Here is a 24,364-nt window from a genome sequence, read left to right as displayed (position 1 = left end):
CCCCCGTCCTCACCGAGGACGGGGGCCGCGTCGCGTTCGTTGCCTAACGCAACAAAGGTTTTCGAATACCTTGCTCCCCGCCGGTTCGGGTGCCTACGGTGCGAGCATCCGACAGCGAAGTCGGAACACACGAGAGGTGTTCGACGATGAGCATTCCCCGCACCAGCCCGTCCGCGCCCGCGGACGTCAGCCCTCCGAGCCCGGACCGCAGCAGGTCCGCCGGCCGCCGCACCGTCGGCACCCGCCCCGCCCGCCGACGGGGGATCTCCGTCCTCACCGCGCTCGGCCTGGTCGTGGGCGCGGGCGCCCTCGCCGCACCGGCCGCGCAGGCGGCGGAGGCGACGGACGCCGTCGCCCCCGCCGGGATCGGGTCCGACTTCGAGTCCGGCACCGGCGCGTGGGCCCCGCGCGGCGACGGCGTGACCATCGCGCCCAGCACGACGGCGCGCACCGGATCCGGCAGCCTCCTCGTGACCGACCGCACGCAGGAGTGGCACGGCGCCGCCCTCGACGTCACGTCGTCGCTCGCCGTCGGCCAGGAGGTCGAGGTGACCGTCTGGGCGCGCCTGACGCCGGGGGAGGAGCCCGCATCGCTCCAGGTCTCCGTGCAGCGCGACACCGGCGGCGGCAGCGGCTACGACGCGGTGGCGGGCGCCGCCGCGCGCGTCACCGCCGACGCGTGGACCGAGCTCACCGGCACCTACACGTCGGGCGGCCCGGTCGACCGAGCGCAGATCTACGTGGAGGGCACCGTCGGCGCGGACTTCCTCCTCGACGACTTCCAGCTCGGCGACGCCGTGGGCACCCCGGTGCAGACCGGCATCCCGGCGCTGAAGGACGTCCTGGGCGCCCGCGGCATCGAGCACGTGGGCGTCGCCATCGACGGCCGCGAGACCGTCGGCGCCGGAGCGGACCTCGTCAGCCGCCAGTTCGACGCCTTCACGCCGGAGAACGCGGGCAAGCCCGAGAGCATCCAGCCGGAGGAGGGGCGCTTCACCTTCACGCAGCTCGACCAGCTGCTCGACTTCGCCGACCGGACCGGCACGAAGGTCTACTACCACGTGCTGTTCTGGCACTCGCAGACGCCCGCCTGGTTCTTCCTCGACGGCGACCGGCCGCTCACCGACAGCCCCGCCGACCAGGCGCTGCTGAAGGCGCGCATGGCGGCGCACGTGACGGGCATCGCCGACCACATCGCCGCGCGCTACCCCGACGGCGGCAGCCCCATCTGGGCGATGGACGTCGTCAACGAGGTCATCGACGACGGCGCGAACGCCAACGCGCACGACATGCGCGACAGCCGCTGGTACCAGGTGCTGGGGGAGGGCTTCGTCGACGAGGGCTTCCGCCTGGCGCGCGCCGCCTTCCCGGGGGTGAAGCTGTTCATCAACGACTACAACACGGAGCTGCCCACGAAGCGCGCGGACTACCTCGAGCTGATCTCCGCCCTCGTCACCCGCGGGGTGCCGATCGACGGCGTGGGCCACCAGGCGCACGTCGACTTCGCGCGGCCCGTGTCCTGGCTGCGCGACTCCATCCGCGCGGTCGAGCGCATCGACCCGCGCCTGCTGCAGGCGATCACGGAGCTCGACGTCAACGCGTCGAACCAGGACGAGGGCGCCGACGTGAGCGGCACGCCGCAGGATCCGTACACGCCCGTGTACGCGGACGACGCGCAGGCGGCGGCCGAGGTCGGCTACTACTACCGCGACCTCTTCCAGATGATCCGCCAGCAGGCCGCGTCGATCGACTCGGTCACCTTCTGGGGCGTCGGCAACGCGCGCAGCTGGCTGCGCACGTGGCCCATCGCGCGGCCGTGGGAGCAGCCGCTGCCGTTCGACGACGACCTGCAGGCCGCTCCCGCCTACTGGGGGATCGTCGACGCGAAGAGGCTCCCGGCGCGCCCCGCGGACCTCTCGGCGCCGCGCATCGCGGACGTGGACGACATCACGGCGGTGGCGACGAAGCCCACCGGCGTGCGCGTGCCGTACGCGCTCCCGTCGGCGGCGGACACGCGCGACGGGACCGTGCGGGTGGTGTGCGCGCCAGCGCGGAGCGGCATCTTCCCCGTCGGCACCACCACGGTCACGTGCACGGCGGAGGACCGCGCGGGCAACGTCCGGACGACGACGTTCGACGTCGTCGTCACGCGCGCGGGCTCGTGATGCGCTGACATCCGCGTCGACGGATCCCGCGCCCTCCCGCGGGGCGTGGGATCCGTGTCGGACGTGGGCGACGGTCGTCACTCGCGCGCGGACAGCATCGCCCACGCGCCGGCGACGGACATGAGCAGCATGCCCATCCCCACCACGCCCGGCCATCCGAGCGCCGTCCAGGCGAAGCCGCCCGCGTACCCGATGACGCTCGAGCCGGTGTAGTAGGCGAGGTTGTACAGCGACGCGGACTGCGCTCGGTCGTGCGCGGTGAGGATCCCCGACCAGCCCGAGGCGATCGAGTGGGCGCCGAAGAAGCCGCCGGTCATGACGACGAGGCCGACGATCACGACCGGGAGCAGGTCGCTGAGGGTCAGCGCCGTCCCCGCGGCCATCACGAGCGTCGAGGCCAGGAGCACGCGACGCCGCCCGAACCGCGGCACGCGCCCTCCGGCGACGCGCGCGGAGACCGTGCCGGACAGGTAGGCGACGAAGAGCAGGCTCGCCAGACCGGGCGCCAGGCCGAACGGCGCGGCCTCCAGACGGAAGGCGAGGTAGTTGTAGACGGCCACGAAGCTCCCGGCGAGGAGCGCCCCCTGCGCGAGGAGGACGAGCAGCCGCGGGTCGCGGAGGAGGAGGCCGGTGGATCGGATCAGCCGCGTCGCCGAGACCGCCCTGGCGGTGAATCCCCGGGGGCGCGGGGTCGCCGCGAAGAAGACCGCCGTGGCGGCGGCGCCGAGGATCGCCACGGCGAACGTCCCGACGCGCCATCCGCCGACGTCGGCCACCGGTCCGGCGACCAGCCGCCCCACGAGGCCGCCGAGCGTGGTGCCGGAGACGTACGTGCCCGCGGCGACGGCCACGCGGCTCGGCCGGATCTCCTCCCCGAGGTAGGTGACGGCGAGGGCCGGGATGCCCCCGAGCGCGAGGCCCTCGAGGACGCGGACGACCAGCAGGATCCCGAAGGTGGGGGACCAGGGCATCGCCAGCCCGAGGACGGTCGCCGCGGTCAACGAGAGGCGCATCGAGGCGATGCGGCCGATGCGGTCGGACACCAGCGACCACGGCAGCGTCCCGAGCGCGAGGCCCATCGTGGCTCCGGAGACCGACAGGCTGGCCTGCGCGGCGTCGACGCGGAGGTCGCTCGCCAGCAGCGGCAGCACGCCCTGCGGGCAGTACAGCTGCGCGAACGTCGCCAGGCCGGCGCCGAGGAGCGCGACGAGGATCCGGCGGTACTCGCGGGAGCCGCGGTCGTGTCCCGACCACGCCGGTCCGTCGTCTCGCGCGATGGTCATGGATGCGGCTCGCCCTCGGATCGGATCCGGCCGAATCTACGAGCAGGGCCGCGGATGGGCAAATGCCCGGGCAGGGGTCGAGACGAGCGTCGGTCACGGGTAGAGTGCCGGGCCGCCCGGCCGGTCGGGACAGCTCACCTCGTCCTCCGCGGCGCTCGCCCGGATAGTGTCGGACGATCGCGGGGCGCATCGGATCGCACCCGCATCCGCGGCGCCCGCCGCGCGGAGGGGAGACCACCATGACCACGCCGACCAGCTCGATCGCCGTCACCGGCGTCATCGCCGTCACCGGCGTCACCGGCGCCGTCGGGGGAGCGGTGGCCCGCCGCCTCGCCGACGCCGGCGTCCCGCTGCGCCTCCTCGCGCGCACGCCCGCTCGAGCGCCCCGGCTGCCCGACGCCACCGTGCACGAGGTGTCCTACGGGGACCACGCGGCCTCCGTCGCGGCGCTCACGGGCGTGTCGACGCTCCTCATGGTGTCCGCCGCCGAGGACGAGCACCGGCGGGCGCAGCACATCGCCTTCGTCGACGCGGCGGCGGAGGCGGGGGTCCGCCACGTGGTCTACACGTCGTTCCAGGGCGCGGCTCCCGACGCGACGTTCACCCTGGCGCGCGACCACCACGCGACGGAGGAGCGGATCCGCGCGTCCGGCATGGCCTGGACCTTCCTGCGCGACGCCTTCTACATCGACTTCGTGAGCCAGCTCGTCGGCGAGGACGACGTGATCCGCGGTCCCGCCGGCGACGGGCGCGTGGCCGCGGTCACGCGCGCCGACGTCGCCGAGGTGGCCGCGACGATCCTCCGCGGTCCCGAGGCGCACGCCGGCGCCGCCTACGAGCTGACCGGGCCGGAGGCGCTGACGATGGGGGAGATCGCCGCGACGGTCGCCGCCGCCCAGGGGCGCCCCGTCACGTACCGGGCCGAGACCCTCGAGGAGGCGCGCGCGTCGCGCGCCGTGTGGCAGGCGCCGGAGTGGCAGCTGGATGCGTGGATCAGCACGTACACGGCCATGGCCGCCGGCGAGATGGAGCACGTGAGCGGCGACGTCGAGCGCGTGCTCGGCCGCCGGGCCACGAGCCTGGCGGAGTTCCTGGCGGCCACCGGGCGAGGCGCGAGCGGATCCGCTGGCACCGCGTGATCCGAGGACGGCGCCGACGTCGTGGACACGGGGGAGCGCGCGCTCCCGGCGCCCGACCCAGGCGGGCAGCCGGGTCGCGACCGGGATCGGGTGCGGGAGGCCGCGAGGGCGCGGATCTCGTGAGACCCACCGCCCCGGACCGTCAGGGGGAGTCGAGCTCATGACCAGGACTCCTGCATGGCTGCGGGTGCAACGGGGACGGCCCGTGCGCCTCGGACGATCCAGGCGGAGCGCGCGACGGCAGCTCGGGGCATTCCCGGGCGACGTACGGTGGTGATGTGGTGACGAACACGCTCGACGACCTGCTCTCCTCGGATCCGCAGCGCATCTGGCAGGCGACCTGGGAGGTCATCGGCTCCCGCGACACCGTGCTGCTAGAGGAACTCCGGATCGCGCTGCCGAGGATCCGGCGGGCTACGGTGGACATCGAGCTCGGCGGGATGATCCGGCCCAACCGCGACGCCCTCGATCACGCGCTCCGCAAGGTGCGGGGCTACCGGAGCTGGCGATGCTGGTGCGACGACTACCCGAGGCTCCTGGCCTTCGACCCCGACCGGGAGGAGGAGCGCGGGCATGCGACCGTCCTCCGACGGGATCCTTCCGGGTGGCCGGCGACCTTCGAGTGCGCATGCGCCGTGTGCGGCAGGCGGTTCCGTGTCGAGGAGGGCGAGCACCATGCGCTCTGGTGGAGATGGACGGCGCTCACGGCGTGAGACGACCACCAGCGCCGGCACGGCGCCGGTGCGCGGGCTCGCGGTGACCGAGGCGCACGCAGGCGGAGCGCGGGCGCGCGGGCGGCGGACCTCACCAGGGAGCGTCTCCGCGAGACGTTACATGACATAATGTGCATTATCGGCACACTGCTGCGACCCAGTAGGGCTGGCATTCCGCGGGATCAACCGCGGCGCGACAGCACCTCGCGGGCGACCTCCACCAGCTCGGCCGGCTCGAACGGCTCATGCGCCGCGGCCAGCTCGTCGAGGCCGAACCAGCGGTGCGCGTGGATGTCGTCGAACTCGTCGGGCATCCAGTTGTCGGACACCGGCGCGAACGCCGTCGTGCGCACGAGGTAGAACGTCGAGTGGCCGGTGTCGAGGTCGCCGTCGATGCGCTCGCGCGCGTAGTCGTGCTCCCAGACGGATTCGCCGACGGACTCGACGCGCAGGCCGGTCTCCTCGAACAGCTCGCGGCGGGCGGCCTGGGCAGGCGACTCCCCCGGGTCGATCCCGCCGCCGGGCGTCAGCCAGCGCGGCGGCAGGTCGATGTCGGTCGAGTAGTTCGTGAGGAAGAGCAGGAGCCGGTCGCGCTCGTCGACCAGCAGGATCCGCGCGGTGTCGCGGACGTGCCGCACCACATCGCCGTCGGTCATCGCGCACCGCCGTCGACGGGCAGGTGCCGGGCCCACCAGTCGAGGATCGCCTCGAAGCGCTGCACGCGGTGGCGCGGCCGGCCGGACCGGCTGAGCTCGTGGTCCTCTCCCGGGAACACGAGCATCTCCGTCTCGACGCCCGCGCGCACGAGCGCCAGGTGGTACCGCTCGGCCTGCGACAGCGGGCAACGCAGATCGTCCTCGGAGTGGACGACGAGCGTCGGCGTCCGCACCTGGTGCGCGAACGCCTGCGGGCTCTGCGCGCGGCGCGTCTCCTCGTCGTGACCCGTGTACTCCTCGCCGAAGAACGTGCCGATGTCGGATGTGCCCGTGAAGAGCTCCGGGTCGAGGAAGCCGCGCTCCACGATCGCGCCCTGGAAGCGGTGCTCGTGCGCGATGGTCCAGGCCGTGAGGTAGCCGCCGTAGGAGCCGCCCATGATGCCGGCGCGGGATCCGTCGATGGACTCGTGCACGGCGATCGCGCCGTCGAGGAAGTCGAGCACGTCGTGCATGTCGACCGTGCCCATGCGCTCCTTGATGACCCGGCCGTGGGCCTGGCCGTAGCCGGCCGCGCCCCGCGGGTTGCACAGGAGCACCGCGTACCCGGCGTCGGCGTAGACCTGCGCCTCGTCGAAGAGGTGCACGCCGTAGGCCGCGTACGGTCCGCCGTGGATCACGAGGAGGACGGGGTGCGGCCCCTCCCCCTCCGGCAGCACGACCCAGCCGTGCACCGGGTACCCGTCACGCCCGTCGACGACGAGCTCGTGCAGCGGGCGGATCCCCGTCTCCCGGAGCGGCGCGGAGAAGTCGGTGAGCGGCACGAGCGCGGATCCCGCGTCGGGCGCCCGGTCGGTGCGCACGAGCGCGAGGTCGCCGTGGGTGCGCGGATCGGTGAGGGCGACCACGACGGCCCCTCCCCCGACGCCGACGCCGGTGATCTCCACCTGGTCGTCGACGAGCGCCTCGGTGGAGCCGTCCGCGGTGACGCGCAGGAGCTGCACCGTGCCGCGCGATCCGTTGAGGACGAGTACGGCGTCGCGGTCCTCGACCGTGATCCCGCTGCCGCCGAGGTCGACGGTCTCGGCGTCGGTCAGGACGCGCGGCGCGGTGTCGCCGTCGTCGAGGACGTAGAGCGCGGTGTTGCGGGCGACGAAGTCGACGCCGGACTCCCCCAGGTCCTGCGCGAGCAGGAAGATCCGGCCGCCCGCGACGGAGGCGACCTCGGCGACGCCGAGCCCGGCCTCGTGCGAGACGACCGTGCGGACCTCGGGCACGCCGGTCGACGACGCGCCGGGAGCGGGGACGGCGACGGCGTAGGCGCCGGACAGCAGGTCGTCGTCGCGACCCTCGTGGCGGGAGGCGACGAACAGCACCTCGGATCCGTCGGCGGAGAAGCGCGGCGCGTCGTGGTCGACGGGCTCGTCGGTGAGGCGGACGACCGGGGGCACGCCCGCGCGTTCGGCAGCCGACGGGGTGTCGCCCGCACCGTCTCCGCGGACCGCGGGGTCCGCCGCGTCGGCGTAGCCCGACGGGACGGCGGCCACGAACGGCTCCGCGTCCAGCGCGGGCAGGTCCACGAGGGAGAGCTGCGTGTGGCGGTCCGTGGACCAGCCGAGGCCGTTCGCGAGGTACCGGGTGGTGGTGATCCGGCGGGCGGGCTCGGCCGTCGCCGACACGCCGTCGACGCTCCCGTACCGCCCGGGCTCGGCGACGCGCGACGCGTAGACGATGCGCGTGCCGTCGGGCGCCCAGTCGAACGCGCCCACCCCGAGGAGCTCGTCGGTGAGGGCGACCGGCTCCCCTCCCCCCGCCCCGACCACGTGCAGCTGCGGCGGCCCCTTCGGCTCCGCGCGGAGGAACGCGATGACGCTGCCGTCCGGAGAGAGGCGCGGCGCCGTGTCGCGGAAGCCGCGCGTGATGCGGCGCGGGGGCACGGACCCGTCCGTCGTCACCTCCCACAGCTGGCCGGTGTACGCGTCGGCGTGCACCCGCGGGCGCGTCACCGAGACGACGGCGACGCGGCCGTCGGGCGCGACGGCGGGGCGGGAGACGGAGGTGAGGAGGTCGAGATCCGTGGTCTTCATCGGATCGAGCCTAGCCCCGGGGCATCGACCGCCCTCGGGTCACTCGGGCTGGAAGCTGCCCGTGTCGCCCACGAGGCGCGTGTGGTCGGCGGGGATCGGGTCGACGACCGCGCGCGCGACCTCGGCCGCGAACTGCGAGACGTTGTACAGGCCGCCGGACGCCTCCTTGCGCTGCTGGATGGCCTCGGGGTTCATGCGGCCGAGGAGCGTCGCGGTGATGGTGCCCTCGATCATGTCGCCGGACACGACGACGAAGCCGATGCCCCGCTCGTCGAGCTCCGGGATGAGCTCGCGCAGGGCGTCCTCCCCCGCGCGCTTGCTGCGGGCGACGCCCTCGTACTCGGGCATCGTCTCGGTGGTGCGGATGAAGTGGGCCTGGTGGCTCGTGACGAAGACGACCCGGCCGCCCTCGGACAGCAGCGGCAGCGCGCTGCGCAGGACGTTCAGCTGCGCGTCGCGGTTGAGGGTCATGGCGTAGTCCTCGGCCATGCCGCTCTCCATGCCGCCCGAGGCGTTGAGCACGAGGACGTCGAGGCCGCCGAGCTCGGCGCGGACGGTCTCCATGAGGCGGTCGACCGACTCCGGATCCGTGAGGTCGGCGCCGACGGCGATGGCCTTCGTGCCGCCCTCGATCAGCTTGGCGACGAGCTTCTCGGCCCGCGCGGCCTTGTTGCGGTAGTTGACGACGACGTCCGCGCCCGCGTCGGCGAGGTACGCGACCGTGTCGGCGCCGATGCCGCGGGAGGAGCCGGTGACGAGCGCGCGGCGTCCGCGGAGCTCGTCGGGGGCGAAGGGGCGGATCTCGTCGACGGTGCTCACAGCGGTACTCCTCCAAGGGTGCGCGCCGGTCGCGCGCGACGGGTCGTCCGGCGAGGGACGGGGCGGGTCGGGCCGCGCGGGCGGGACACACGCGGACGGCCAGGAGAGCCTATCGCCCGTCGTCCGGCCGGTGGGTTAGGTTCGGGGCGTCCGGTCCACGGAGCGAGGGAGCAGCGGTGACGGTCCTCCTCGACGAGCACGCGTGGATCGCCTGGCTCGCGCTCATCGTCACGGCGGTGGTCGTGGAGATGCGGCGGCTCGACCTGATGGGGCTCTGCGGCGGCGTCGCGGCGCTGGTGGGCCTGCTGTCGGGCCTCGTCGGCGCCTCCTGGTGGCTCCAGGCGCTCGTGGCCGTCGTGGCGGCGATCGCCCTGCTGCGGGTGGCGCGCCCGGCGCTCCTCCGCGCGCTCCCGGTCGACGGCCCTCGACCGGACGACGACCACGCACGCGACCCGTCGACGGCGCCTGCCGACGACGAGCGACCCGCGTGACCCGGAGCGACTGGTTCGCCGGCGACGTCCCCCGCGTCCTCGCGCACCGCGGCTGGACCGGATCCGGCGCGGTGGAGAACACGCTCGACGCCTTCCGCGCCGCCTGGGAGCTCGGCGTCACCCACCTCGAGACCGACGTGCACGTCACGGCCGACGGCGCGTGCGTGCTCTGGCACGATGCCGACCTCCGACGCCTCACCGGCCGCCGCGGCCGTGTCCGGGACGCGACGCTGGCGGAGCTGCGCGCGATCGACCTCGGATCCGGCGCGCGCGTCGCCACGCTCCCGGAGCTGCTCGCGGCCCTGCCGGACGCGCGGCTGAACGTCGATGTGAAGGGCGGCGACGCCCCGGTGGCCGCGGCCCGGGCGATCCGCGACGCCGACGCCGTCGACCGCGTGCTCGTCACGTCGTTCTCGGGCTCCCGGCGACGGCGCGCTCTGGCCCTCCTCCCCGGCGCGGCCACGTCCGCCGACGCGGGTCGCCTCGTCCTCGCGGTCCTCGGCGCACGGCTCGGCCTCGCGCCGGTGGTCCGCATCGCCCTCCGCGGCGTCGACGCCGTCCAGATGCCCTGTCGGGTGTTCGGGATCCGCACCGTCTCCCCCGCGATGGTCGCGCGGCTCGCGCGTGCCGTCCGCGAGGTGCACGTCTGGACGGTGGACGACCCCGGCGAGATGATCCGCCTGGTCAGGGCCGGGATCCACGGCATCGTCACGGACCGGCCCGATCTCGCGCTCGCCGCCCTCGGCGACAGGGACTGGGATTCGCCTGGGAACCGGCAGTCCTGAGAAAGGATCCTCACAGCCGAACGGTTTACAACGGGGAGTGCATCGCGAGAGGAGACCACCATGGCAGATCGCAGCTTGCGCGGGATGCGGCTCGGATCCACGAGCCTGCAGAGCGAGGAGGGCGTCAGCTTCTCCCCCCGGCAGAGGAAGACGTACCGCACCACCGACGGCACCACGTTCGAGGTGGTGTTCTCGGCCGACGCCGAGGTCCCCGAGGTCTGGGAGTCGCCGAAGAGCGGCCTGGAGGGGCGCCTCCTCGACGCCGAGGGCGCGCCCGTCGCCCACGACGAGGTCGAGGCGAAGGTCCCCCGGAGCCACTGGGACATGCTGCTCGAGCGCCGGACGCGCGCCGAGCTGGAGGAGCTCCTCGAGGAGCGCCTCGCCACCCTCCGCGCGCGGCGCGGTCAGCACCGCATCGGCGCCTGACCCGACCCCTCCGCTCGCGAGACGGACGCAGGAGCACCCCTCGGCATCGCCGGGGGGTGCTCCTCTGCGTGCAGGCCGGTGGCCGGTCAGCGGGCGGAGCGACGGCCGCGGCGCCCGAGGGCGATGCCCGCCACCGTCAACGCGCCGAGGCCGAGCCCGGAGACGAGCCATTCGATGTCGCGCCCGACGAGGATCGCCGGGGTGACGACGTCGGCGGTCGGCACGTCGACCACCATCGAGCCGGCGGTGAACCACGGCAGTCGGTCGAGGTCCCGGCCGTCGGGTCCGACGATCGCGCTGGTGCCGACGGTCGAGATGTTGACGACGCTGCGGCCCGTCTCGAGCGCGCGCATCCGGGCGATCGCGAGCTGCTGCACGCTCTCGTCCGTGCGGCCGAAGTCGGCGTTGTTGGACTGGGCGAGGATGAGACCGGCGCCCTCGTGGACCATGTCGGTCGTCAGCTGGTCGTCGACGATGTCGAAGCAGATCGCGATGCCGGCGGTCACGCCCGCGACGTCCATCACCTGGTCGGTCGTGCCGGGCGTGTACTCGCGCTGGATGAGGCCGATGAGGTCGGGCGCGAACGGCTCCCAGAACGCGCGGTCGGGGACGTACTCGCCGAACGGGACGGGGTGCTTCTTGTCGTAGTGGTCGGTCGCGCCTCCCCCGGTCCACACGAGCGACTCGTTGTAGTAGCGGCCGTCGCGCTCGGTGACCGTCCCCACCACGAGCGGCGCGCCGAGCCGCGCCACGACCCGGTCGAGCGCGGCGGCGGACCCCGGGTCGCGCAGCGGATCCGCGTCGGCCGCGTTCTCGGGCCACACCACCATGTCGACGCCGGCATCCGCGGGGATCTCCGCGGTGGCGGCGAGGTGCGCGCGGAGGATGTCGCCGTAACGCGCGCCGTCGAAGTACCCCGCCTTCGCGTTCCCCTGCACCGCGGCGACGCGGGTGGTGCCCGTCGTCGTGACCGGGAACGCGGGGACGACGAGCACCAGCGCGACCGCGATCCCCGCGACGAGCGCGCGGGACGACCGCCGCACACGCCCCTCCGCGGACAGCTCCAGCAGCAGCGCGACGAGGAGGACGAGGACGAAGGACAGCCCGGAGAGGCCGAGCCATGTCACGAGGTGCGCGAACGGGCTCTCCGACTGGGACAGCGACACCCGGCCCCAGGCGAAGCCGCCGTACGGCCAGACCGCGGAGATCGCCTCGCGCGCGGTCCACAGCCCGGCGATCGTGACCGGCAGGAGGATCACACGCCCGGCGACCGTGGGGAACGTGCGCGGGATCCAGCGCGTCGCGGTCGCGATGGCGACCGCCCCGACGGCGACGAACAGCGACTCCAGGGCCGACAGCGCGATCCACGGCACCGGCCCCAGGTACAGCGACGCCCACTCGATGTGGGTGAGGTAGAACGCCAGCCCGGCCACGAGCCCGATGAGGGACGCTGGCCCCGCGCGCCGTCCCCGCAGGGCGATGAGCACGAGCGCGATCCCGGGGAAGACGAGCGGCCACAGCCCGCGGTCGGGGAACGCGGCATCCGTGACGGGCCCGGACGCGGCGGCGGCGAGCAGCGCGCCCCACAGGGGCAGCGGCGGACGGGAAGCCCCCGCGGCGCCGAGCAGGGTCGGCGGCGCGGGGACGCGGCGCTCCCGTCGGGGAGCGCGGGCGAGCGCGGTCACACCGACGAGTACGCGACGATGCCGCGCCGGATGCTGTCGAGGGCCGTGCGGGCGTTCCGGGAGACCGGTCCGTCGGCCACGATGGAGAGCTGGTCGAGCAGGTCGATCGTCTGCTTCGTCCAGCGCACGAAGTCGCCGGCCGCGAGGTCGGCCTCGTCGAGCACGGCGTCCAGGCTGCCGCCGCGCGCCCACCGGTGCATGGGGGCGCACAGCCCGGTGGACAGCGGGTCGGTCGTCGGCAGGCGACGTTCGCGCTCGACGTCGTCGAGGCGCGACCAGATCTCCTCCGTGCGTTCGAGAGCCGCGCGGAACGGTCCGCGCGGGAGGTTGCGGTCGTTGCGGTCGCCCTCGTCGCGACGGGGTTGGTAGACGAGCGAGGCGGCCATGGCGGCGAGGGCGGCGGGATCGAGGTCCACCCAGACCTGAGTGCGCAGGCACTCGGCGACGAGCAGGTCGCGGTCGCCGTAGATGCGCTTGAGCATCCGGCCGTTGGGGGTCGGCGCGACCTGGCCGTCGGCGGCGCGCTTGAGGTAGCCGAGCGAGAGCAGCAGCTCGGTGACGCGGTCGAAGACCTTGGCCACGGCGTTGGTGCGGGTGCGGATCTGCTGCCCGAGCGCATCCGTCTGCCGCTTGAGGCGCCACCACCGCTCCGCCCAGCGCGAGTGCGACTCGCGGTCCTTGCACGCGTGGCAGGGGTGCGCCTTCATCCGGCGGCGGAGGTCGGTCAGCTGGCGCTGCCGCTTGTCGCGCTCGCCGTGCTGGCCCGGCTGCTGCATGTCGGCGCGGGCGGCGGTCGCGCGCTCGAGGTCGCTGAGCTCGCGCCGCAGCCCCGAGTACTCGCGGAAGTCCCCGAGGTGGCAGACCATGGCCTTCTCGTAGCCGGCGAGCGACTCCTCCTGCGTGCGGACCTTGCGCGCGAGGTCGACGACCGCGCGGTCGGCCTGGAACTGCGCGAACGACGACTCGAGCACCTCGCGCGTGCGCTCCCGGCCGAACTGGTCGATGAGGTTGACGGCCATGTTGTAGGTGGGCCGGAAGCTCGAGTTGAGCGGGTAGGTGCGACGGGAGGCGAGGGAGGCGACGGCCTGCGGATCCAGCCCGTCCTTCCACTGGATGACGGCGTGGCCCTCGACGTCGATGCCGCGGCGGCCCGCGCGTCCCGTGAGCTGCGTGTACTCCCCCGGCGTGAGCGGCACGCGCGCCTCGCCGTTGAACTTCTCCAGCTGCTCGAGCACCACGGTGCGCGCCGGCATGTTGATGCCGAGCGCGAGCGTCTCGGTCGCGAACACGGCCTTCACGAGCTTCCGCTGGAACAGCTCCTCGACGACCTCCTTGAAGGCGGGCAGCATGCCGGCGTGGTGCGCCGCGACGCCCCGCTCGAGGCCCTCGAGCCACTCCCAGTAGCCGAGGACGGCGAGGTCCTCGTCGCGGAGCGTGCGGCAGCGCTCCTCCACGACGGCGCGGATCTCGTCGCGCTCGTGCGCGTGGGTGAGGCGGACGCCCGCGCGGAGCACCTGCGTGACGGCGGCGTCGCAGCCCGCGCGGCTGAAGATGAAGAAGATGGCCGGGAGCAGGTTCCGCTCCTCGAGGAGGGCGACGACCTCGGGCCTGTCCATCCGGCCGCGGTCCCACGCGCCGGGTGCCCGTCGGCCGGATCCGCCGCCCGCGCCCGCCCGGCCGCGCGACTGGCCCTGGCCGCCGCGCACGCGCACGGCCTCGCGCCCGCCGCCGTGCGTCATGCGGACGAGCTCGGGGTTCACCCGGTGCGTGGCAGCGAGGCCGGACGAGTCGAAGAGGTCGACCATGCGGTGCCGCACGATGACGTGCTGCTCGAGCGGCACGGGCCGCTCCTCGGAGACGATCACGTCGGTCTCGCCGCGCACCGCCTGCAGCCAGTCGCCGAACTCCTCGGCGTTGGACACGGTGGCGCTCAGCGAGATCATCCGCACGGTCTGCGGCAGGTGGATGATGACCTCCTCCCACACGGCGCCGCGGAAGCGGTCGGCCAGGTAGTGCACCTCGTCCATGATCACGAAGGCGAGGTCGTGGAGCAGGTCGGAGTCGGCGTAGAGCATGTTGCGCAGCACCTCGGTCGTCATGACGACGATGCGCGCGCGGCTGTTGACGTTCGTGTCGCCCGTGAGGAGGCCCACCTCGTCGGGGCCGTACTCGGCCACGAGCTCCGCGTACTTCTGGTTGCTGAGCGCCTTCATCGGCGCCGTGTAGAAGATCTTGGCGCTCGGCCGCTGCATGGCGAGGTACACCGCGAACTCCGCCACGATCGTCTTGCCCGCGCCCGTCGGCGCCGCCACGAGCACGCTGCGCCCGTTCTCCAGCGACTCGGCCGCGGCGCGCTGGAAGGGGTCGAGGTCGAAGCGCAGTCCGCTCGCGAACGACTCGAGGAGCGGGAGGCTGCGGCGGCTGCGGGAGGCCGCGTAGCGTTCCGCGGGCGAGAGCTGGTCTGTCACGATGCCGCCATCCTAGGCTCCGGATCCGGGCGCCGGCCGGCCGCGGACGCGACGACGCCCGCCCCTCCCGGGACGGGCGTCGTGGTCGGCGTGGATCAGGACAGCAGGTCGTCCGTCATCGCCTCGGCCTTGCGGGCACGACGGCGGTCGTTGAGCAGCGAGATGCCCGCGGCCACCAGGTACAGCACCGTCATCGGGACGGCCAGCAGGAACATCGACATGACGTCGGCGGCCGGCGTGGCGATGGCGCAGAACAGGATGATCAGCAGGATGGCGATCCGCCACGACCTGATGATGGTCGCGCCGGTCAGGATCCCCATGAAGTTGAACAGCACGAGGAACACCGGCAGCACGAACGCGATGCCCACCGCGAAGACGAGCTTCAGGACGAAGTCGAAGTACTCGCGGGCCGTGATGAAGGACGAGTCGCCGGCGCCGGCGAACTGCGTCAGCAGCGCGACGATGTGCGGCAGCACGAACCACCCGGCCGCGCACCCCGCGAGGAACAGCGGCACGGCGGAGAAGAAGAAGCCGAACGTGTAGCGCCGCTCCGTCTTCGTGAGCCCGGGCACCAGGAACGCGAACACCTGGTACAGCCACACGGGGCTCGAGATGATGAGGCCCACGTAGAGCGCGATCTGCAGGCGCAGGTCGAAGGCCGAGGTGATGGTCGGGAAGTTGAGGCTGGCGTTCCGCCCCTGCTCCGCGTTGATCGTCTCGATGGGCTGGCGCAGCGCCTCCAGGACGAACGACGAGAGGATCCAGCCCACGACCATGGCCAGGATGATGGCGACGCCCGCGATGAACAGGCGCTTCTTGAGCTCCAGCAGGTGCTGGACGAGGGACATGCGCCCCTCCGCGTCACGCTTCTTCTGGCGGGGACGCTCGGTGGTGCTCACGGATCAGGCGCGAGGGCGGGAGTCCCCGCCGTCGCGCGGGGAGTCGTAGCGCGGGGCGTCGTAGCGGGGCTCGTCGACGCGGGACTCACCGGGGCGCACGTAGTCGCGCGGGGTGGCGTCGCGGTCGTCCGCACGGTAGCGCTCCTCGTCGCGACGGCGGTTCTCCTCGCGGGAGTCGTCGCGGTGGTCGGATCCGCTCTCCTCCTTCATGGTCTTCACCTCGCCCTTGAAGATGCGCATGGACTGGCCGACGCTCTTGGCGAGGGCGGGCAGCTTCGTGGAACCGAAGAGCAGCACGATGACGACGAGGATGATGACGAGGTGCCATCCGGTCAGGTTTCCGAGCATGTGGTTCACGTTCCTTCAGGTCGGGGGGCCGGACAGTCGTTGTCGGGATCCGCGATGAGTCTACCGTCGCGACCCGCCAGCACACCCTGCGCGGCATTGCGGTTCACCCGGAGTTCCGCTGGGCCGACCACTGGTCCGCGCGGCGTCCTCCTGGTACCTGGTGTTCGGAGCCCGGGCGCGCGCCGCTCGGTGCCACGGCTCAGTCGGTGCCGCGGCTCAGTCGGCGTCGTCGTACGCGGCCGCCGCGCGCGCGGCCCACTCGGCCACGGCTGCCCGTGCCTCCGGCGGCGACGTGACGACCACGACGCCCGCCATGCCCGCGACCAGGCGCACGAGGCCCTGGTAGTGGGCGACGCGCACCGTGACGGCGACGCGGCCGGGTCGACCCGCGACGGGCTCGGGCCGCTCGTCGCCCACGAAGTCGCCGAGGAGCGGCAGCGCCGACTCCTGGGCCTCGAGGGTGACGCGCAGGTCGTCGGGGCTCGGTTCGAAGAGGGTGTCGCCCAGCACGACGTCCTGCGGCCGGTGCTCCGGCGGGAGGTCGGTGACGACGAGCTCGTCGAGGCGGTCGAGGCGGAACGTGCGGACGGCGCCGCGCGCCAGGTCCCAGCCGCGCAGGTACCAGTCCTCGTCCATCGACTCCAGGCGCAGCGGATCCACGACGCGGCGCTCCGTACCGCCCCGGGGGCTGCGGTAGTCGAACTCGACGCGCCGCTCGTCCGCGATGGCGCGACGCAGGTCCGCGCGGGTGCCGTCGCCCGCGCCGGCCGCGACGGCGACCTGGCTGGGGCTCGCCGAGGAGCCGCGCGCGAGCTTCGCCATGAGCTGGCCGACCAGGTCGAGGTCGCTGGCGTCCGCCTGGGACGAGACGTACTGGAGGCCGGCGATGAGCGCGGCCGCCTCCCGCGCCGAGAAGCGCGGGGAGTCGTCGATGGCGACCATGTGCGTGATGACGATCTGGTCGTTGTCCTCGAAGTCGTCCCACGCGATGTCGAAGAGGTCGCCGTGCTGGTAGGAGGCGGTGGATCCGGGGACGCCCGACACCGCGATGAGGCGCACGGCCTGCCGGATCTGCTCGGGCGGCACCCGGAAGTGCGCCGCCGCCTGGCTGACGCTGACGCGCCCGTGGTCGGTGAGGTAGGGCACGAGCGCCAGCAGGAACGCCAGCTTGTCCTGCGCCTGGAGCGGCGCGGCGCGGTCGGTCATGATGCGTCCTCCCGGTGGGCGGCGACGGTCTCGGCGAGGCGGGCGCGGACGGCGTCCCGCAGGCGCGGTGGCGCGATCACCCGCGCCTCCGGGCCGAAGCCCGCGACCTCGTCGGCGAAGAGGTTCGTGTCGGAGTAGTGCACGCGGAGGCGCCCGTCGCCGAGGTCCTCCGTGCCGCGGCGGCGACGGAGGCGGATCTCCGCGTCGGATCCGGGAGCCACCGCGACCTCCCCGACGCCGTTCGCCCACACGCGGTCGAGGTCGGCGAGGGCGCGCTCGGCGTGGTCCTCCCCCTCGGGGACGAAGACGCGGCTCGTCACGCGCACGCGGTCGACGATGCGGGAGAGCAGGAACGTGCGCGGTCCGTCGGCGTCCTGGTCGATGCCGTGCAGGTGCCAGCGGCCCTGGTGCTGGACGAGCGCGAGGGGCGCTACCGTGCGGATCCGGGCCGTCCGCTCGCCCGGCTTGAGGTAGCCGAACGAGACGAGGACGTGCCGCTCCAACGCGACGCCCAACGGCGCGAACGCCGCCTCGCGCGTCCGCAGCCGGGGGGCGTAGCCGATGACCGGGTCGTCGGACTCGACGCCGAGCGAGCGCAGCTTGATGAGGGCGCGCCGCGACTCCCCCGAGAGCGAGCCCTCGCGCCACACCATGGCCGCGAGGTTGAGGAGCGTCGTCTCCTCCGGCGTGAACGACAGGTCGGCCGGGAGCTCGTACGCGCCGCGCGGGATCCGATAGCGCAGGAGCTGGTTGTTGCCCTCCTGGCCCGGCGCCTCCACGGTCTCCAGCGGCACTCCGAGGTCGCGGATGTCGTCCTTGTCGCGCTCGAACTGGCGCTCCAGGTTGGCGTTGTCCCCGCCGGCGCGGTACCGCTGGCGGTACCCCTGGACGCTCGAGAGCACCTCGTTCTTGGTCAGCCCCTGCTCGGTGGCGAGCAGCGCCAGCACGAGGCTGAACAGGCGCTCCTCGACGGGAACGGTCGGTCGGCGGGATGTCTCGGGCACGCGGTGGTCCTCACGTCGGTGCAGCCCCCGGCCGGTGGCGATGCGTCGTTACTTGGTGGTGCTCGTCCCGAGGATATCCACCACGTAGACGAGGGTGGATCCCGCGGGCACCTTGGCCGAGCCCTGGTCGCCGAAGCCGTCACCCGGCGGGACGACCGCGATGACCTGGTCGCCGACGTGCTTGCCGACGAGGGCCTTCGCGAGGCCCGGCGTGACGACCAGCGCGGAGGCGGCGCCCGTGGAGGGCGCGGTGGTGGTCGCGGTGGCGGGCACCTGGAGGGGGCCGCCGCCGGTCCAGCTGGATCCGAACACGGCCTGCTTCTCCGCCGACGTGCTCGTGCCCCACACGACGCCGGTGTACTGCAGCGTGACGGTGTCGCCGTCGCCGACCTCGGCGCCGTCGCCCGCGCGGAGCAGCGCGTCGCGGTACTCGGTGGGCGGCGTGCTCGGCGGGATGGTGATGCCGGGGACGCCGTCGTCCGTCGTGACGACGGAGGGGAAGCCGGCCTGGGCGGGCCGTGGCTCCCCCGTGGCCTTCTCGGGGAAGGAGGACGTGATGTCGACGATGAGGACGAGGCCGTCGGTGGCGTCGAGGCCCTGGGCCGAGAGGTCCTGGCCGGGGAAGACCGTGGACACGGGCACCGTGACCGCGAGACGCGAGCCGACGGGCATGCACGTCATCGCGTCCTCGAGGTACGGCAGCGACTCGTGCAGCGACGCGGGGGTGAACAGGGGCGACCCGGTGGTGCGGGCGTTCGGCGCGATGCGCGCGTAGTCCGCGAGGTCCTTCCCGGTCTTGCCGTCGACGATGGAGGCCGCGGCCGTGATGCCCTGGTGCGGCTGCACGGGCGCGCCGTCGCCCTGCACGAGGGTGGAGACCTCGATGCCCGAGGGCTTGAGCGGCGTGGGGAACGCGACCGAGGCGGGCGCGCTGCCGACGTCGCCCGTGGCCGTGACCGTGCTCGACGACGTGCCGGCCTGGGCGAGGGGCGTGCAGCCCGCCGCCGCACCGGATCCGGAGCCGGAGGGGCTGCAGGCGGCGAGCGTCAGGACGAGTCCTGCGCAGACGGTGAGCGCGGCGGAACGGCGCACGTGACTCCTCTTTCGATGGTGGGGGCGGCCGGCACGCACCCGCGTGATCGGCCCTGTCATCCTAGGCGGTGGGGTCGCCGGGCTCCGGCGCATCGGCCGCGCCGGCCGCGTCGGCCGCGTCGGCCGCGTCATCGGGGACGACCGGGTCGCCCGCCTCTGCCTGGTCCCGGGCGCCCGCGAGCTGGGCGCCGTGCTCCGCGATGCGGACCCGCTTGCGCAGGACCTTGTCGCTCACCTTGCGCTCGCCCAGGGACCCGGGGGTCCACGCCTCCATGTCCTCGTCGCTGAAGTCGGACTTCGAGGCGCGGCGCTTGAGCTGCGGCAGCACGGATCCCGGCGCCAGGCGGCGCGCGGTGATGAGGAAGCCGGTGTGCCCGATCATGCGGTGCTCGGGACGCACGGCGAGGCCCTCGACGTGCCAGCCGCGGATCATGGTCTCGCTCGCGTCGGGGTTCGTGAAGAGACCCGAGTCGCGGAGCGCCTCGGCGACGCGCGAGAGCTGCGTGACCGTGGCGACGTAGCAGAGCAGCACGCCGCCGGGCGTGAGCGCCTCGGCGACCGCGTCGACGCACTCCCACGGCGCGAGCATGTCGAGGACCACCCGGTCGACGGAGTGCGGCTCGGTGACGGTCGGCAGCGCATCGGCCAGGTCTCCCAGCGTGATGGACCAGTTCTCCGGGCTGTGGCCGAAGTAGCTGGAGACGTTGCCGCGGGCGACGTCCGCGAACTCCTCGCGCCGCTCGAAGGAGAGCAGCGTGCCGGTCGGCCCGAGCGCGCGCAGCAGCCACATCGAGAGCGCCCCGGATCCGACGCCCGCCTCCACGACGGTGGCGCCGGGGAAGACGTCGGCGAGGCCGAGGATCTGCGCGGCGTCCTTCGGGTAGATGATCGCCGCGCCCCGCGGCATCGACATGACGACGTCCGAGAGCAGCGGCCGGAGGGCCAGGCACTCGATGCCCGCGCTGTTCTTCACGACGCTGCCGTCGGGCAGGCCGATGAGGTCGTCGTGGTCGAGCATGCCGCGGTGGGTGTGGAACACCTTGCCGGGCTCGAGCAGGATCGTGTTGAGGCGGCCCTTGGGGCCGGTGAGCTGCACGCGGTCGCCCGCGCGGAAGGGCCCGCTGAAGCGCGCGGCTGCGGTGTCGACGGTCACGCGCGCACCTCGTCGCGGACGGGGGCCGCTGACCGGCGATCGGCGTGGGCGGCCTCGACGTCGGCGAGCGTGCGGCCGGCGAGGGTGTCCCAGAGGACGTAGGCGTCGTCGGCCGGCAGCGGCACGTGGTGCGGGACCGCGATGACCGTGGCGCCGGAGGCCACGGCGGACGCGACCCCGGGCACCGAGTCCTCGATGGCGACGCAGTCGCGGATGTCGACGCCCAGCAGGTCGGCGGCCGCGAGGTACGCCTCGGGGTGCGGCTTGCTGCGGGTGACGTCGTCGCCGGCGACGACGTGGTCGAACGCGTCGAACGGCACGGCCTCGGCGACCTGCCGCGCCATGCGGCCGATGCTCATGGTGACGAGGGCGGTGGGGATGCCGGCCTCGCGGATCGCGCGGAGGAGCTCCCGGGCGCCAGGGCGCCACGGCACCTCGACGAGGATCTGCTCCATCACGCGGTCGCTCAACCGGTCGATGATCTCGGCGGCGGGCAGGTCCACGCCCGCCTCCTGGAGGATGCGCGCCGAGTCGTCGAGCCCGTTGCCGACGAGCCGGAGCCCGTCCTCGTGGGTCCACGTGCCGCCGAAGGAGCCGACCAGGGCCTCCTCCGCCACCATCCAGTAGGGCTCCGTGTCCACGATCGTGCCGTCCATGTCCCAGAGGACGGCCGCGGGTCTGTTGCTGATCACGGGGAGCGAGTCTACCGGCGGGGCGGTGCGTCCTAGGATCGTACGATGACCGCCGGCCGGGCGGCCGTAGGGCGAGACGGAACGGGAGTCACGTGGCGGATGCCGAGAGGTTCGTGAGCGGACGGCTGCTGGTCGTCGCCTTCGAGGGCTGGAACGACGCGGGCGAGGCCGCCAGCGGAGCGGTCCGGGCGCTGAAGGACCTGCTCGACCTCGAGGCGGTGTCGTCGGTGGATCCCGAGGACTACTTCGACTTCCAGTTCAACCGCCCCACCATCGGCTTCGCCGAGGACGGCACCCGCGAGCTCGAGTGGCCGGGCGCCACGCTCTACGGCCCGAAGGACCCGCGCCGCCCCGCGCAGGACCTGGCCGCCGACGCGCAGCTCGGCGTGAGCGGCGACAACGGCGGCAGCATCCACCTCCTCCTCGGCGTCGAGCCGTCCCGGCACTGGACGGCGTTCACCGCCGAGGTGCTCGACGCGGCACGCGCCGCCGGCGTGGAGGGCGTCGTGCTGCTCGGCGCGCTGCTGGCCGACGTGCCGCACACGCGCCCCATCTCCGTCTACTCCACGAGCGAGAACGCCGCCGTGCGCACGGAGCTCGGCATCGAGCGGAGCACGTACGAGGGCCCCGTCGGGATCCTCAGCATCATCGCCCAGCGCGCCGAGGAGATGGGCATGCCCACCGTGTCGCTCTGGGCCTCCGTGCCGCACTACGTGCACAGCGCGCCGTCCCCCAAGGCCACGCTCGCCCTCATCGACAAGCTCGAGGAGATGGTCGACGTGGTGATCCCGCGCGGCGAGCTCGTCGAGGAGGCGGCCACGTGGGAGGCCGGCATCGACCAGCTCGCGGGCGAGGACGAGGACATGGCGTCCTACATCCAGCAGCTCGAGCAGGCCCGCGACACGGTGGACTCCCCCGAGGCGAGCGGCGAGGCCATCGCGCAGGAGTTCGAGAAGTACCTCCGCCGCGGGGACGGGCCGCGCGGCCGCGGCGACGACCGGCCCGAGGAGCCGTGGCGTCCCAAGGACCCCAAGGACCCCTAGGACCAGTAGCCCCCACGGTCGATGGCCGTTGGGCGCCGGATGACCGGTGCCCGCTGGTCAGACCGCCGTGCTCCCGAGCGAGACGCCCAGCAGCGCGTCGATCGCGGCCACCTCGACGGGCGTCGCGGGGACGCCGGTCGCGACGCGGAGGTCGAGCAGCAGGATCGCGCCGGGTGTGTCGAGGTCGTCGGCGAGCCGCTCGCGGACGAGCTGCACGAGCTCGCCCGGCCCCGCGGAGCCGGCGTCGGCGTCGGCGTCGGCGTCGGGCGCGGCCTCGGAGGCCCACGCATCCCACGCGGCGAGACGCGCCACCGACTCCGCGAGGAGCGCGTCGGTCCACTCCCAGTCCGCGCGGTAGTGCTGGGCGAGGAGCGCGAGGCGGATGGCGCGGGGATCGACGCCCGCGGCCCGCAGGCGCGACACGAGCACGAGGTTGCCGAGCGACTTGCTCATCTTCTCGCCCTGGTAGGCGACCATGCCGCTGTGCGCGTAGACGCACGCGAACTCCTCGCCCGTGAGGGCGGAGGCGTGCCCGGCCGACATCTCGTGGTGGGGGAAGATCAGGTCGGATCCGCCGCCCTGCACGGTGACCGGCCGGTCGAGCTTCCGCAGCGCGATGACGGCGCACTCGATGTGCCATCCGGGCCGACCACGACCGACCACGCTGTCCCACGCCGGCTCGCCCGCGCGCTCGGCGCGCCACAGCAGTGGATCCAGCGGGTCGAGCTTGCCCGGCCGCTCGGGGTCGCCGCCGCGCTCGGCGGAGAGGGCGGCCATGGTGTCGCGGTCGTAGCCGCTCTCGTCGCCGAGCACCCACGGGCCGTCCTCGCCGGCGCGGGCCACGTCGAAGTAGAGGTCCGTGGCGCCCGGCTGGGCGGCGTCGGGCGTGGCGACCGAATAGGCCGTGCCGCGCCGGACGAGCTCCGCGACCGCGGCCGCGACCTCGTCGACGACCTCGGTGACGCCCACGTAGGAGTCAGGCGGCAGGATCCGCAGCGCCTCCATGTCGGTGCGGAACAGCTCCACCTGCTCCGCGGCGAGGTCGCGCCAGTCCACGCCCGTGGCGGTCGCGCGCTCGAGCAGCGGGTCGTCGACGTCGGTGACGTTCTGCACGTACGCGACGTCGTAGCCGCGGTCGAGCCAGACGCGCTGGAGCGTGTCGAACGCGAGGTAGGTGGACGCGTGGCCGATGTGGGTGGCGTCGTACGGGGTGATGCCGCAGACGTAGAGGCCCACGCGGCCGTCGCCCGTGCACTCGGCGGGGCGGACCGATCCCGCGCTCGTGTCGAACAGGGTCGGGACGGGCGGCTCCCCCGCGACGGCGGGGACGACGGGGCGTGACCAGGCGCGCACGGGATCAGGCCGCGATCGCGCCGGTGCCGAGGAGCACCAGGAGCACGACGCCGAGGGCGACGCGGTAGACCACGAAGGGCATGAACGTGCGGGTGGAGATGTACCGCATCAGCCCGGCGATGACGGCGAGGCCGACGACGAAGGCGATGAGCGTGGCGACCGCGGTCTGGCCCGCGCCGGCCTGGCCGGTCTCGTCGAAGCTCTTCACCAGCTCGTAGAGGCCGCTGCCGAACACCGCGGGGACCGCGAGGAGGAACGAGTACTCCGCCGCGACCGGGCGGGCGTAGCCGAACGCGCGCGCCGCGGTGGTGGTGGCGCCCGAGCGGGAGACGCCGGGGACGAGGGCGAGGGCCTGCGCGATGCCGATGCTGATGCCGTGCCCGTACGTCATGTCCTTCTCGAGGCGGTCGCTGCGGCTGTAGCGGTCGGCGAGGCCGAGCAGGATGCCGAAGACGATGAGCACGATCGCCACGATCCAGAGCGAGCGGAACGTGGAGCGGATGGTGTCCTGGAACAGGTAGCCCGCGATGCCGATGGGGATGGTGCCGATGATCACCAGCCAGCCCATGCGCACGTCCGGGTCGCCCTTCGGCATGCCGCCGCGGAGCGAGCGGAACCACGCCGACACGACCTTGCCGATGCGCCGGCGGAAGAACACCACGACCGCGAGCTCGGTGCCGAGCTGCGTGATGGCGGTGAAAGTGGCGCCTGGGTCCCCGCCCATGAAGAGCCCGGCGATGCGGAGGTGCGCGCTCGAGGAGATGGGCAGGAATTCGGTCAGTCCCTGGACGAGGCCCAGGATGATCGCCTCGAGATAGCTCAAACGAGTGCTCCAAGTGTCGGGTGGCCCACCTGGGGCT

Annotated in this window: 22 protein-coding genes; 7 read left to right on the top strand and 15 right to left on the bottom strand. The window is 73.6% G+C overall.

Annotated features, from left to right (window positions below):
• Positions 1-146 precede the first annotated feature (146 nt).
• Complete coding sequence (locus tag ITJ44_RS00915; protein WP_194632922.1) at positions 147-2,165, top strand: endo-1,4-beta-xylanase; 2,019 nt, start codon at positions 147-149, stop codon at positions 2,163-2,165.
• A gap of 77 nt (positions 2,166-2,242) precedes the next feature.
• Here ITJ44_RS00915 and ITJ44_RS00910 read toward each other — a convergent pair whose 3' ends face one another.
• Complete coding sequence (locus ITJ44_RS00910) at positions 2,243-3,448, bottom strand: MFS transporter (protein WP_194632921.1); 1,206 nt, start codon at positions 3,446-3,448, stop codon at positions 2,243-2,245.
• A 239-nt stretch (positions 3,449-3,687) separates the two neighbouring features.
• Between ITJ44_RS00910 and ITJ44_RS00905 the strand changes: the two genes are divergently transcribed.
• Together ITJ44_RS00905 and ITJ44_RS00900 are read left to right on the top strand one after the other, a co-directional pair.
• Positions 3,688-4,587, top strand: a complete 900-nt coding sequence (locus ITJ44_RS00905; protein ID WP_194632920.1) for an SDR family oxidoreductase — start codon at positions 3,688-3,690, stop codon at positions 4,585-4,587.
• A 281-nt stretch (positions 4,588-4,868) separates the two neighbouring features.
• Positions 4,869-5,300 (top strand): hypothetical protein, encoded by a 432-nt coding sequence (locus ITJ44_RS00900; protein WP_194632919.1) that lies wholly within the window; start codon positions 4,869-4,871, stop codon positions 5,298-5,300.
• Positions 5,301-5,482: 182 nt separating this feature from the next.
• Here the strand turns inward: ITJ44_RS00900 and ITJ44_RS00895 are convergent, their stop codons facing one another.
• The 3 genes from ITJ44_RS00895 to ITJ44_RS00885 are packed head-to-tail and all read right to left on the bottom strand — an operon-like array spanning position 5,483 to position 8,859.
• Positions 5,483-5,956: an NUDIX hydrolase gene (locus ITJ44_RS00895; protein ID WP_194632918.1), complete on the bottom strand. Its 474-nt coding sequence runs from the start codon at positions 5,954-5,956 to the stop codon at positions 5,483-5,485.
• Complete coding sequence (locus ITJ44_RS00890) at positions 5,953-8,040, bottom strand: S9 family peptidase (RefSeq protein WP_194632917.1); 2,088 nt, start codon at positions 8,038-8,040, stop codon at positions 5,953-5,955. Before ITJ44_RS00890 ends, ITJ44_RS00895 begins: the two co-directional genes overlap by 4 nt.
• 39 nt (positions 8,041-8,079) lie before the next feature.
• The gene (locus ITJ44_RS00885) at positions 8,080-8,859 is read right to left on the bottom strand and encodes an SDR family oxidoreductase (protein ID WP_194632916.1); all 780 of its coding nucleotides are present in this window, start codon (positions 8,857-8,859) and stop codon (positions 8,080-8,082) included.
• A gap of 176 nt (positions 8,860-9,035) precedes the next feature.
• Here ITJ44_RS00885 and ITJ44_RS16085 point away from each other — a divergent pair, with 176 nt between their 5' ends.
• From ITJ44_RS16085 to ITJ44_RS00870, 3 genes are read left to right on the top strand one after another with little or no spacing between them, the layout of a single operon-like run.
• The gene (locus tag ITJ44_RS16085) at positions 9,036-9,350 is read left to right on the top strand and encodes a hypothetical protein (RefSeq protein ID WP_194632915.1); all 315 of its coding nucleotides are present in this window, start codon (positions 9,036-9,038) and stop codon (positions 9,348-9,350) included.
• A complete protein-coding gene (locus ITJ44_RS00875) occupies positions 9,347-10,135 on the top strand; it encodes a glycerophosphodiester phosphodiesterase family protein (protein ID WP_194632914.1) in 789 nt (262 codons plus the stop codon). Before ITJ44_RS16085 ends, ITJ44_RS00875 begins: the two co-directional genes overlap by 4 nt.
• A gap of 60 nt (positions 10,136-10,195) precedes the next feature.
• A complete protein-coding gene (locus ITJ44_RS00870) occupies positions 10,196-10,561 on the top strand; it encodes an RNA polymerase-binding protein RbpA (RefSeq protein WP_012038371.1) in 366 nt (121 codons plus the stop codon).
• 86 nt (positions 10,562-10,647) lie between these two features.
• Here the strand turns inward: ITJ44_RS00870 and lnt are convergent, their stop codons facing one another.
• The 9 genes from lnt to ITJ44_RS00825 form a co-directional block, all read right to left on the bottom strand.
• Positions 10,648-12,246 (bottom strand): apolipoprotein N-acyltransferase, encoded by a 1,599-nt coding sequence (lnt, locus tag ITJ44_RS00865; RefSeq protein WP_370551590.1) that lies wholly within the window; start codon positions 12,244-12,246, stop codon positions 10,648-10,650.
• On the bottom strand, positions 12,243-14,714 hold the full coding sequence (locus ITJ44_RS00860; protein WP_194632913.1) for a DEAD/DEAH box helicase: 2,472 nt from the start codon (positions 14,712-14,714) through the stop codon (positions 12,243-12,245). Before ITJ44_RS00860 ends, lnt begins: the two co-directional genes overlap by 4 nt.
• Positions 14,715-14,809: 95 nt before the next feature.
• Positions 14,810-15,562, bottom strand: coding sequence for a twin-arginine translocase subunit TatC (tatC, locus tag ITJ44_RS00855; protein ID WP_194633999.1), 753 nt, complete (start codon positions 15,560-15,562; stop codon positions 14,810-14,812).
• Positions 15,563-15,616: 54 nt separating this feature from the next.
• Complete coding sequence (tatA, locus tag ITJ44_RS00850) at positions 15,617-15,961, bottom strand: Sec-independent protein translocase subunit TatA (protein WP_194632912.1); 345 nt, start codon at positions 15,959-15,961, stop codon at positions 15,617-15,619.
• 216 nt (positions 15,962-16,177) lie between these two features.
• Positions 16,178-17,167 (bottom strand): YafY family protein, encoded by a 990-nt coding sequence (locus ITJ44_RS00845; RefSeq protein WP_194632911.1) that lies wholly within the window; start codon positions 17,165-17,167, stop codon positions 16,178-16,180.
• Positions 17,164-18,171, bottom strand: coding sequence for a WYL domain-containing protein (locus ITJ44_RS00840; RefSeq protein WP_194632910.1), 1,008 nt, complete (start codon positions 18,169-18,171; stop codon positions 17,164-17,166). Before ITJ44_RS00840 ends, ITJ44_RS00845 begins: the two co-directional genes overlap by 4 nt.
• Positions 18,172-18,219: 48 nt before the next feature.
• Positions 18,220-19,263, bottom strand: coding sequence for an FKBP-type peptidyl-prolyl cis-trans isomerase (locus ITJ44_RS00835; RefSeq protein WP_194632909.1), 1,044 nt, complete (start codon positions 19,261-19,263; stop codon positions 18,220-18,222).
• Between the two features lie 61 nt (positions 19,264-19,324).
• Positions 19,325-20,416, bottom strand: a complete 1,092-nt coding sequence (locus tag ITJ44_RS00830; protein ID WP_194632908.1) for a tRNA (adenine-N1)-methyltransferase — start codon at positions 20,414-20,416, stop codon at positions 19,325-19,327.
• Positions 20,413-21,108: an HAD family phosphatase gene (locus ITJ44_RS00825; protein WP_194632907.1), complete on the bottom strand. Its 696-nt coding sequence runs from the start codon at positions 21,106-21,108 to the stop codon at positions 20,413-20,415. Before ITJ44_RS00825 ends, ITJ44_RS00830 begins: the two co-directional genes overlap by 4 nt.
• 92 nt (positions 21,109-21,200) lie before the next feature.
• Between ITJ44_RS00825 and ITJ44_RS00820 the strand changes: the two genes are divergently transcribed.
• Complete coding sequence (locus tag ITJ44_RS00820) at positions 21,201-22,151, top strand: PAC2 family protein (protein ID WP_194632906.1); 951 nt, start codon at positions 21,201-21,203, stop codon at positions 22,149-22,151.
• A 57-nt stretch (positions 22,152-22,208) separates the two neighbouring features.
• On the opposite strand, the gene mshC is transcribed toward ITJ44_RS00820, so the two are convergent.
• The gene (mshC, locus tag ITJ44_RS00815; protein ID WP_194632905.1) at positions 22,209-23,504 is read right to left on the bottom strand and encodes a cysteine--1-D-myo-inosityl 2-amino-2-deoxy-alpha-D-glucopyranoside ligase; all 1,296 of its coding nucleotides are present in this window, start codon (positions 23,502-23,504) and stop codon (positions 22,209-22,211) included.
• A gap of 4 nt (positions 23,505-23,508) precedes the next feature.
• Complete coding sequence (locus ITJ44_RS00810) at positions 23,509-24,327, bottom strand: undecaprenyl-diphosphate phosphatase (RefSeq protein ID WP_194632904.1); 819 nt, start codon at positions 24,325-24,327, stop codon at positions 23,509-23,511.
• Positions 24,328-24,364: the final 37 nt, after the last annotated feature.

The sequence above is a fragment of the Clavibacter sp. VKM Ac-2873 genome (genome assembly GCF_015351075.1).
GTDB lineage: Bacteria > Actinomycetota > Actinomycetes > Actinomycetales > Microbacteriaceae > Clavibacter.
This window is presented reverse-complemented; position numbering and strand designations above follow the sequence as displayed.

What these genes read in the sequence shown, in the direction of transcription:
- ITJ44_RS00915 (WP_194632922.1), top strand. Translation starts at nt 147, where the DNA reads ATGAGCATTCCCCGCACCAGCCCGTCCGCGCCCGCGGACGTCAGCCCT.
- ITJ44_RS00910 (WP_194632921.1), bottom strand. Translation starts at nt 3,448, where the DNA reads ATGACCATCGCGCGAGACGACGGACCGGCGTGGTCGGGACACGACCGC.
- ITJ44_RS00905 (WP_194632920.1), top strand. Translation starts at nt 3,688, where the DNA reads ATGACCACGCCGACCAGCTCGATCGCCGTCACCGGCGTCATCGCCGTC.
- ITJ44_RS00895 (WP_194632918.1), bottom strand. Translation starts at nt 5,956, where the DNA reads ATGACCGACGGCGATGTGGTGCGGCACGTCCGCGACACCGCGCGGATC.
- ITJ44_RS00890 (WP_194632917.1), bottom strand. Translation starts at nt 8,040, where the DNA reads ATGAAGACCACGGATCTCGACCTCCTCACCTCCGTCTCCCGCCCCGCC.
- ITJ44_RS00870 (WP_012038371.1), top strand. Translation starts at nt 10,196, where the DNA reads ATGGCAGATCGCAGCTTGCGCGGGATGCGGCTCGGATCCACGAGCCTG.
- tatC (WP_194633999.1), bottom strand. Translation starts at nt 15,562, where the DNA reads ATGTCCCTCGTCCAGCACCTGCTGGAGCTCAAGAAGCGCCTGTTCATC.
- tatA (WP_194632912.1), bottom strand. Translation starts at nt 15,961, where the DNA reads ATGCTCGGAAACCTGACCGGATGGCACCTCGTCATCATCCTCGTCGTC.
- ITJ44_RS00845 (WP_194632911.1), bottom strand. Translation starts at nt 17,167, where the DNA reads ATGACCGACCGCGCCGCGCCGCTCCAGGCGCAGGACAAGCTGGCGTTC.